Annotated in this window: 8 protein-coding genes; 5 read left to right on the plus strand and 3 right to left on the minus strand. The window is 69.4% G+C overall.

Going from position 1 to position 7,235, the window contains the following annotated elements; all coding sequences use genetic code 11:
- Positions 1-314: 314 nt before the first annotated feature.
- Entirely contained in the window at positions 315-1,154 is an 840-nt protein-coding gene (locus WG212_RS13110; RefSeq protein WP_337187547.1) for a hypothetical protein, read from the minus strand.
- Positions 1,155-1,255: 101 nt separating this feature from the next.
- Positions 1,256-2,125: a MoxR family ATPase gene (locus WG212_RS13115; RefSeq protein WP_337187548.1), complete on the minus strand. Its 870-nt coding sequence runs from the start codon at positions 2,123-2,125 to the stop codon at positions 1,256-1,258.
- 241 nt (positions 2,126-2,366) lie between these two features.
- Between WG212_RS13115 and WG212_RS13120 the strand changes: the two genes are divergently transcribed.
- Both WG212_RS13120 and WG212_RS13125 read left to right on the plus strand, forming a co-directional pair.
- Positions 2,367-3,068 carry a glycosyltransferase family protein gene (locus WG212_RS13120; protein WP_337187549.1) on the plus strand — a complete coding sequence of 234 codons (702 nt, stop codon included), beginning with the start codon at positions 2,367-2,369 and terminating at the stop codon, positions 3,066-3,068.
- The gene (locus WG212_RS13125) at positions 3,065-3,520 is read left to right on the plus strand and encodes a GNAT family N-acetyltransferase (protein WP_337187550.1); all 456 of its coding nucleotides are present in this window, start codon (positions 3,065-3,067) and stop codon (positions 3,518-3,520) included. Before WG212_RS13120 ends, WG212_RS13125 begins: the two co-directional genes overlap by 4 nt.
- Here the strand turns inward: WG212_RS13125 and WG212_RS13130 are convergent.
- The gene (locus WG212_RS13130; RefSeq protein WP_337187551.1) at positions 3,517-5,400 is read right to left on the minus strand and encodes a tetratricopeptide repeat protein; all 1,884 of its coding nucleotides are present in this window, start codon (positions 5,398-5,400) and stop codon (positions 3,517-3,519) included. The two genes, WG212_RS13125 and WG212_RS13130, sit on opposite strands and share 4 nt — an antisense overlap.
- A 230-nt stretch (positions 5,401-5,630) precedes the next feature.
- On the opposite strand from WG212_RS13130, the gene flbT reads away from it, so the two are divergent.
- From flbT to WG212_RS13145, 3 genes are all read left to right on the plus strand, one after another.
- On the plus strand, positions 5,631-6,056 hold the full coding sequence (flbT, locus tag WG212_RS13135; RefSeq protein ID WP_337187552.1) for a flagellar biosynthesis repressor FlbT: 426 nt from the start codon (positions 5,631-5,633) through the stop codon (positions 6,054-6,056).
- Positions 6,016-6,384, plus strand: coding sequence for a flagellar biosynthesis regulator FlaF (flaF, locus tag WG212_RS13140; protein ID WP_337187553.1), 369 nt, complete (start codon positions 6,016-6,018; stop codon positions 6,382-6,384). Before flbT ends, flaF begins: the two co-directional genes overlap by 41 nt.
- 326 nt (positions 6,385-6,710) lie before the next feature.
- The coding region (locus tag WG212_RS13145; RefSeq protein WP_337187554.1) for a flagellin at positions 6,711-7,235 on the plus strand (525 nt) is incomplete at its 3' end.

The following is a 7,235-nucleotide window of genomic DNA, read 5'->3' on the forward strand; positions in this document are numbered from 1 at the left end:
TGGCGCAGGCACCTGGCCAGGCGCTGGTAGGCGATGGCGAGCGCAGGCACGTCCTCGGGTTCGGCGGCCATGAGGGCGCCGTGGGCCTTCTCCGCGGCGGAGAGGTCCAGCGCCGCCAGCCGGTCCAGCGCGGCCAGCGCCTCGACGTCGATGTCGGGTCCCTCGGACATGAGGGACATCCCACCACCCCGCTACGTCAGAAACGGACGTAGGATTGAGAGTTCATTGCGATTTTCGGCTTCCGCCCCTTCCACGCATCCTGGCCGGGCCTGTCCCGGCCATCCCGAGGCGCGGAGGGCAGGGGAACGGGCGTTTCAGACGCCGCCGTTCTTGCGGACGAGCTTCTTGACGTCGGGATAGATCTCGTCGCCGCGCGGGCCCTCGGACTTCGACTTCACGATGGCGACGGTGATCGGGCCGCGCTTTGGGCCGCCCGCCTCATAGCCGACGAAGCGGTAGCCTTCGGGCAGGTCCTGGCCCGTGTAGATGAACATGGCGCGCGTGCCGCGCTTCTCGGGGTTGAGCTGTTCGCCGCGCAGGCGCACGTCACGCGGGCCGACGCGGATGATGGCGGCCTCGCCGTTGGCGTTCACGGTGATGGGACCCACCTTGATGTTGGCGCTCTCGTCCTTTTCGTTCGCCACGATGCTGATGCCTGGCAGGCTGACGCGGGTGGTTCCTTCGTTGGAACGGACCTCGCCGTCGCGGCCCCCGTCACGCCCCGCGACACGGACCTGCACCTCGACGCTGGCGCTCCTGGCGTCGGCCTCGGCTTCCGCCCGCGCCTTGCGGGCGTCGACGCTTTCGGATGCGACCGCCTCGACCGGCGAGGGCGCATCCCCGGTGGTCGCCGGAGTCGTCGCGGCGCCTTCGGCCGCCGGGGCCGCCGGCGTGCGGTCGGCCAGCAGGGTCTTCTCGATCGCGGCCAGAGTCTGGTCGACCCCGCCCGCCACGGGCACGAGCTGGAGCGTCACCTCGGCGCCGGTCGAGGCGGCGTAGGTGCAGGCCTTGCCGTCGGCCGTGGCCGAGGTGCGGGTCAGGTCGCCCTGGCTGGCGGGGCAGTCCAGCGCGGCGCGCGCGGCCGGGACCTGGGGCCCGCACGCGGCGGCGGCCAGCGCCAGGGCCGAGGCGGCGATCAGGGGTAGCGGCTTCATGAAAAAGGGCTCCGTCCGTTCCGTAGAACGTGAGCGGAGCCCTTCTGAAAGGCGAGTGAATTCGCGGTAAGGCCCTGCGCGTGGAACGGGCGGTCTCGCGCCTACTGCTGTCCGGGGCGTGCGGCGCCCTCGCGGCGGGCGAGGAAGGCCAGGCGCTCGAACAGGTGGACGTCCTGTTCGTTCTTGAGCAGGGCGCCGTGCAGCGGCGGGATCAGCTTGGTGGGGTCCTTCTCGGCGAGCGCGTCGCCGTCGATGTCCTCGACCATCAGCAGCTTGAGCCAGTCGAGCAGTTCGGACGTGGAGGGCTTCTTCTTCAGGCCCGGCACCTTGCGCATGTCGTAGAAGATGCGCAGCGCCTCGGCGACCAGCTTCTGCTTGATGCCCGGATAGTGCACGTCGACGATGGCCTGCATCGTCTCGGAATCGGGGAAGCGGATGTAGTGGAAGAAGCAGCGGCGCAGGAACGCGTCGGGCAGCTCCTTCTCGTTGTTGGAGGTGATGATCACGATGGGGCGGACGGCCGCCTTGATGGTCTCGTTCGTCTCGTAGACGTAGAATTCCATCCGATCGAGTTCCTGGAGCAGGTCGTTCGGGAACTCGATGTCGGCCTTGTCGATCTCGTCGATCAGCAGCACCGGGCGGCCGCCGTGCTCGAACGCCTCCCAGAGCTTGCCCTTCTTGATGTAGTTCCTGACGTCCTTCACCCGCTCGTCGCCAAGCTGGCTGTCGCGCAGGCGGGTCACGGCGTCGTACTCGTAGAGGCCCATGGTGGCCTTGGTGGTCGACTTGATGTGCCAGGTGATCAGCTCGGAGCCGAGCGCCTTGGCGATCTGTTCGGCGAGGACCGTCTTGCCGGTGCCCGGTTCGCCCTTGATGAGGAGCGGGCGCTCCAGGGCGATCGCGGCGTTGACCGCCACCTTGAGGTCTTCGGTGGCGACGTAGTCGTCGGTCCCTTCGAAACGCTGGCTCATCTAGGCTCCCCGCGCGGGCGGCGGCCCGCATTCGAACAGTTGTTTGTCTGGCTCAGCCTATAGGGCCGCGCGCGAGGATCAAGCGCGTTCGCGCCGCAGGGGGGCCGATGTTCGCGCAGGGTCACCGGGAGGGGCGGGCGCGAGGGCCTGGGGGCGAGGGGCCTGGGCGGGATGGGACTCTGGGCGGGATGGGGAATCGGGCGCACAAGGGGACGGGGCGCGCGGACGGAGGGCGGAACCCATGATCCTGGCCGTGCTGCAGGCGCGGATGTCGTCGAGCCGGCTGCCCGGCAAGGTGCTGGCCCCCGTGCTGGGCCAGCCGATGATCGCGCGGCAGGTTGAGCGGTTGCGCCGGGCGCGGCGGATCGACGAACTGGTGGTGGCGACCAGCGTCGAGGCCGGCGACGATCCCCTGGCGGCGGCCTGCGCGGACCTGGGCGTCACGGTGTTCCGCGGCGACCTCCACGATGTCCTGTCGCGGTTCTGCGCGGTCGTGGAGGCCCGGCCGGAGGCCGAGGCGATGGTCCGGCTGACCGCCGACTGCCCGCTGACCGACTGGACGCTGATCGACGCCCTGGTCGAACGCCATCTGGCCGAGGACGCCGACTACACCAGCAACAATCTGCCCGAACGCACCTGGCCGCACGGGCTGGACGCCGAGGTCGTGCGGCCCGCCGCCCTGTTGCGGGCGGGGCGCGAGGCCGCCGATCCCTACGAGCGCGAGCACGTGATGCCGTTCCTCTACCGGCGACCCGGAGAGCACCGGCTGGCGGGGCTGCCGCGGACGCCGTCGCTGGCCCATCTGCGCTGGACGGTGGACTATCCTGAGGACCTCGAATTCGTCCGCCGCGTCTACGCCAGGCTCTATCCGGCGAAGCCCGATTTCGGCACGGACGACATCCTGGCGCTGCCCGAGAACAGCTCGCGGGGCGGAGAGCCGTGAGCGCGGGCGGGACGGTGGCCGTGCGGCGGGCCACGGCGGCGGATGCGATGGACGTCCTGGCCTGGCGCAACGATCCGCTCACGCGGGCCATGTCGCGCGACACGGGCGAGGTGGGAGAGGCGGCGCATCGGGCCTGGTTCGCCACAGCGCTGGCCGATCCGCGCCGGACGCTGCTGATCGGCGAGGCCGATGGCGCGAAGGTGGGAATGGTGCGGTTCGACCGCGGCCCCGATCCCGAGGGGGAGACCGAGGTCTCCATCAACCTCGCCCCTGGGCAGCGGGGCCGGGGGCTCAGCCGGCCGCTGCTGCTGGCGGCGCTGGCCGAGGTGGACGGCGAGGTCTGGGCCGAGGTGCGCGAGGCGAACCTCGCCAGCGTGCGCCTGTTCGAGGGCGCGGGCTTCGAGCTGCAGGGGCGCCGGGACGGCGTCCGGCGCTACCGGCGGCCGGGCTAGGGGGTATCGGGTTCCCGGCCCGCCGCGACGCGGTCGGCAAGATCCCTGGCGATGCGGTCGAAGACCGGGCCCCAGGCCTGGTAGGCGTCGGGTACGAACACGCGGGTCTGTGGATACCAGGCGTAGGTCTCGGTCAGCCCCAGGCGCGGCCAGGCGCCCGGCGCCGAGATGAGCCAGCTCGGCGCGCCGGCGGCGGCCCCCAGGTTGAAGGTGGCGTTCGAGAAGCCGATCACCAGGTCCATCGCGCGGGCCAGGGCGGTGACGTCGTCCAGGTCCTTCTTCAGGTCGATGCCCGGCGGCGACCAGATCTCGACGCCCAGGTCGCGGCGGGCCTGTTCCAGCTCGGCCTCGCAGTCGCCGTACTGGAGGTTGACGAAGGCGACACCCGGGGTGCGCAGGACCGGCGCCCACTGCTCGAACGGCGAGAAGTAGCGGTGGCGGTGGCCGGCGGTGACGGCGCTCTTCCACAGGAGGCCCACCTTCGGCCCCGGCCCGGCGTCGGCCAGCAGACGGCGCCAGTGGGCGACGCGTTCGGGGTCGGCGGTCATGTAGCCGGCCGAATCGGCCGGATAGTCCGCCAGCGTGCGCCGGTACTGGCGCATGAGGCTGGCCATCGGCGTCCAGAGGTCGACCGTCTCGAGATCGGTTCCGGGGACGAGGCGGAGCGGCTGGGTGGCCCAGACGCGCGTCACGTGCGCGCTGACCTCGGCCCCCGGGAAGCTGCGCCGGAAGAGGTCGACCAGACGCGGCTCGACCGCGATGCGCAGGCGGCCGTCCGGCCCCAGGTCGCGGACGATGTCGGGCAGGACGTTGGCGAACAGCACCTCGTCGCCCAGGCCCTGTTCGCCCACCACGAGGAAGTCCTTGCCGACGATGTCCTGGCCGGGCTTCCAGCGGGGCCGGTCGATGGCGAAGTGGGTGACGTCGGCGAACTGGGGCGACAGGCGGGCCTCGTAGTCGTCCCAGCCGGGACCCAGTCGGCCCAGGGCGAGCTGGTAGGACGAGCGCGCCAGCTTCATCATCTCGCGGTCGTCGGCGGTGGCCGTCTTGGCCAGGGCGGCCTCGCAGTCGACGAGGGCGTCCTCGACCTCGCCCAGGTGCAGCTTCACCTGGCTGAGGTTGTAGCGGCCCTTGGTGAACTTCGGGTCCAGGCGGACGGCCTCGGCGATGAAGGTGGCCGCGTTCTCGAGGTCGCCGCCCTCGATCATGATCGTGCCCAGCGTGTTCCAGAGCATCGAGGATTCGGGCATGGCGGTGATGGCGGCGCGGAGGATCTCGACCGCCTCGTCCACGCGGCCCTGATCCTTCACCGAGGTGGCCAGGTTGTTGTAGCCCTGGGCCTCGTGCGGGGCGTGCTCCATGTAGTGGCGGAACAGCTTCTCGGCCTGCTGGTGCATGCCCATCCGGTGGGCCAGGCGGCCCAGGTCGTTGGCGACCTCGGAATGGTTCGGCAGGAGCTGAAGCGCCGCCTCGTAGGCCTTGACGGAATTGGGGAAATCGCCGGCGCGCTCACGCGCGATAGCCAGCAGGTACCAGGCGACGCCGTTGTGGTCGTCCTGCTCCAGCGCCTTGAGCGCCCACTTGCCGCCGGCGGTGAAGTTCTCGCGGTTGAGGGCGTCGATGGCGCGGCGGAGCAGGGGGGCGGCGGCCAGCGCCTTCAGCTCCTTCATGGCCTCGTTGAGGCGGGCCAGCGCGTCGCGGCCGCCCGCCTGGCCCATATCGACCAGGGCCGCCTTGGCCGGCGTCGGCCGGGCGGCGTCCTGGAGCACCATCGCCGATCCGGCCGATTGCAGATCCTGAGGCAGATCCTGGGGCGGGTTGTGGGCCAGATTCCGGGCCAGATTCCGGGCCAAATTCCGGGGCGGAGCCTTGGCGGCCATGCGGAGAACTCCTGAAGGCTATGGAGCCTTGGTCGCGCGTCATGCTTAATCCCCGATTAAGCCGCGCCATTCGGTCGCATCCGTAAGTTGCGGCGAGCCTGGATGCGCCGGGAAATCGGGCGTTAACGGGTTCGCCGGTAAGCGGGACGTGCGTTCGGCGGCGGCCGGCGCGAATATGAACCCGTTTCGATTCGCGTGATGCTGATCTCCGTCGCAAAGAGGGGCCGGACTTGCCGCTGAAGCTGTCTCTGAAGCCGGGTGAGAAGTTCGTTCTGAACGGCGCCGTCGTCCAGAACGGCGATCGCCGCGCCGTGCTGGTGCTGCAGAACAAGGCCTCCGTCCTCCGAGAGAAGGACATCATGCAGCAGGAAGACGTCCAGACGCCCGCGCGTCGGATCTATTTTCCCGTGATGATGATGTACCTCGATGGGGCGAACGCCGAGCGGTACTACTCGGATTTCGTGACCCGCGTGACCGAATTCATGGGGGTGATCTCGAACCCCTCGGTGCTCGCGGACTGCGTGGATATCTCGCGGTACTGCATGGAGCGTGAATACTACAAGGCGCTCATGATGTGCCGGAAGCTCATCGAATACGAAGACGAGAGGTTGGGGAATGTCCCTTCAGGCGTATCAACAGGCGGCGACGCGGGCTGAGAGCCCGCGCGATCTCGAATACCGCCTGTTCGCCCAGGTGACGCGCGCGCTCATGGAGGCGGCCAAGCTTCCGCGCGAGGACGTCGGCGGGCGGATGGACGCGCTCGACTGGAACCGGCGGGTCTGGTCGACGCTGGCGGCCGACTGCTCGCAGCCCGACAACGCGCTGCCCAAGCCGCTGCGCGCCTCGCTGATCTCGCTCAGCATCTGGGTGGGCAAGCACACCAGCCTGGTGATCCGGAACCAGGAGGAGTTCGAGCCCCTGATCGAGATCAACCGCATGATCATGCAGGGCCTCGCCGGCGACGCCACGTCGGCCGCCGCCTGATCCCCTCGCGTCGCGTCCGCGACAACGCGCGACTTGCCGGCCGCGGAGCGATCTGCGGCCGTTCGCATGCCCCGCCACATGCCCGGCCACATCCCCGGTCACATCCCGGGCGCAACCTGACCGGCAGGTCCTGCCGGGCTGCAGGAATGGTTAGCGCGCCACGCCGGACCGACGTACGTCGTTACGTGAAAAGATCATAGAATTCAGCACCCTGATAAAACGGGCTCGTGGTTAATCCTGGCCCGGCGATTGCGTGGCGTGGTGCGGGCGAAAAATCGCTCACCGGCAAAATGCCGGATCACCCCCTCCAGAACGGAGATCACACCATGAACTCGGTCAACACCAACGTGGGCGCGATGGTCGCCCTCCAGAACCTCAACGCAACCAACGCGGAGCTTGCTTCCACCCAGACGAAGATCAACACCGGCAAGCGTGTCGCCTCGGCGAAGGACAACGGCGCCATCTGGGCCATCGCCCAGAACCAGCGCGCGACGTCCAACGCCCTCAACTCCGTCCGTGAATCGCTGCAGCGCGGTCAGTCGACCGTGGAGGTCGCGATCTCGGCGGGCGAGTCGATCTCCGACATCCTGCTTCAGATGAAGGAAAAGGCCCTGGCTGCGGCCGACGCGGGTCTCGATACGACCAGCCGCAATGCGCTGGCCGACGAGTTCGCCTCGCTGAAGGCCCAGATCACCAAGGCCGTGGGCAATGCCGAGTTCAACGGCGGCAACATGCTGAAGCAAGCCGGCACCACGGTGCAGTCGCTGGCCAACTCGGACGCGTCCTCGCGCATCACGGTGGCGGCCCAGACGCTGACGATCTCGGCGCTGTCCATCGCGGCCTCGACGATC

This window comes from Phenylobacterium sp. (genome assembly GCF_037189685.1).
Classification (GTDB): domain Bacteria; phylum Pseudomonadota; class Alphaproteobacteria; order Caulobacterales; family Caulobacteraceae; genus Phenylobacterium.

Bases quoted from the DNA above. Each gene is read 5' to 3' on its own strand.
- WG212_RS13110 (WP_337187547.1), bottom strand. From the start codon at position 1,154: ATGAAGCCGCTACCCCTGATCGCCGCCTCGGCCCTGGCGCTGGCCGCC.
- WG212_RS13115 (WP_337187548.1), bottom strand. From the start codon at position 2,125: ATGAGCCAGCGTTTCGAAGGGACCGACGACTACGTCGCCACCGAAGAC.
- WG212_RS13120 (WP_337187549.1), top strand. From the start codon at position 2,367: ATGATCCTGGCCGTGCTGCAGGCGCGGATGTCGTCGAGCCGGCTGCCC.
- WG212_RS13130 (WP_337187551.1), bottom strand. From the start codon at position 5,400: ATGGCCGCCAAGGCTCCGCCCCGGAATTTGGCCCGGAATCTGGCCCGG.
- flaF (WP_337187553.1), top strand. From the start codon at position 6,016: ATGTCCCTTCAGGCGTATCAACAGGCGGCGACGCGGGCTGAGAGCCCG.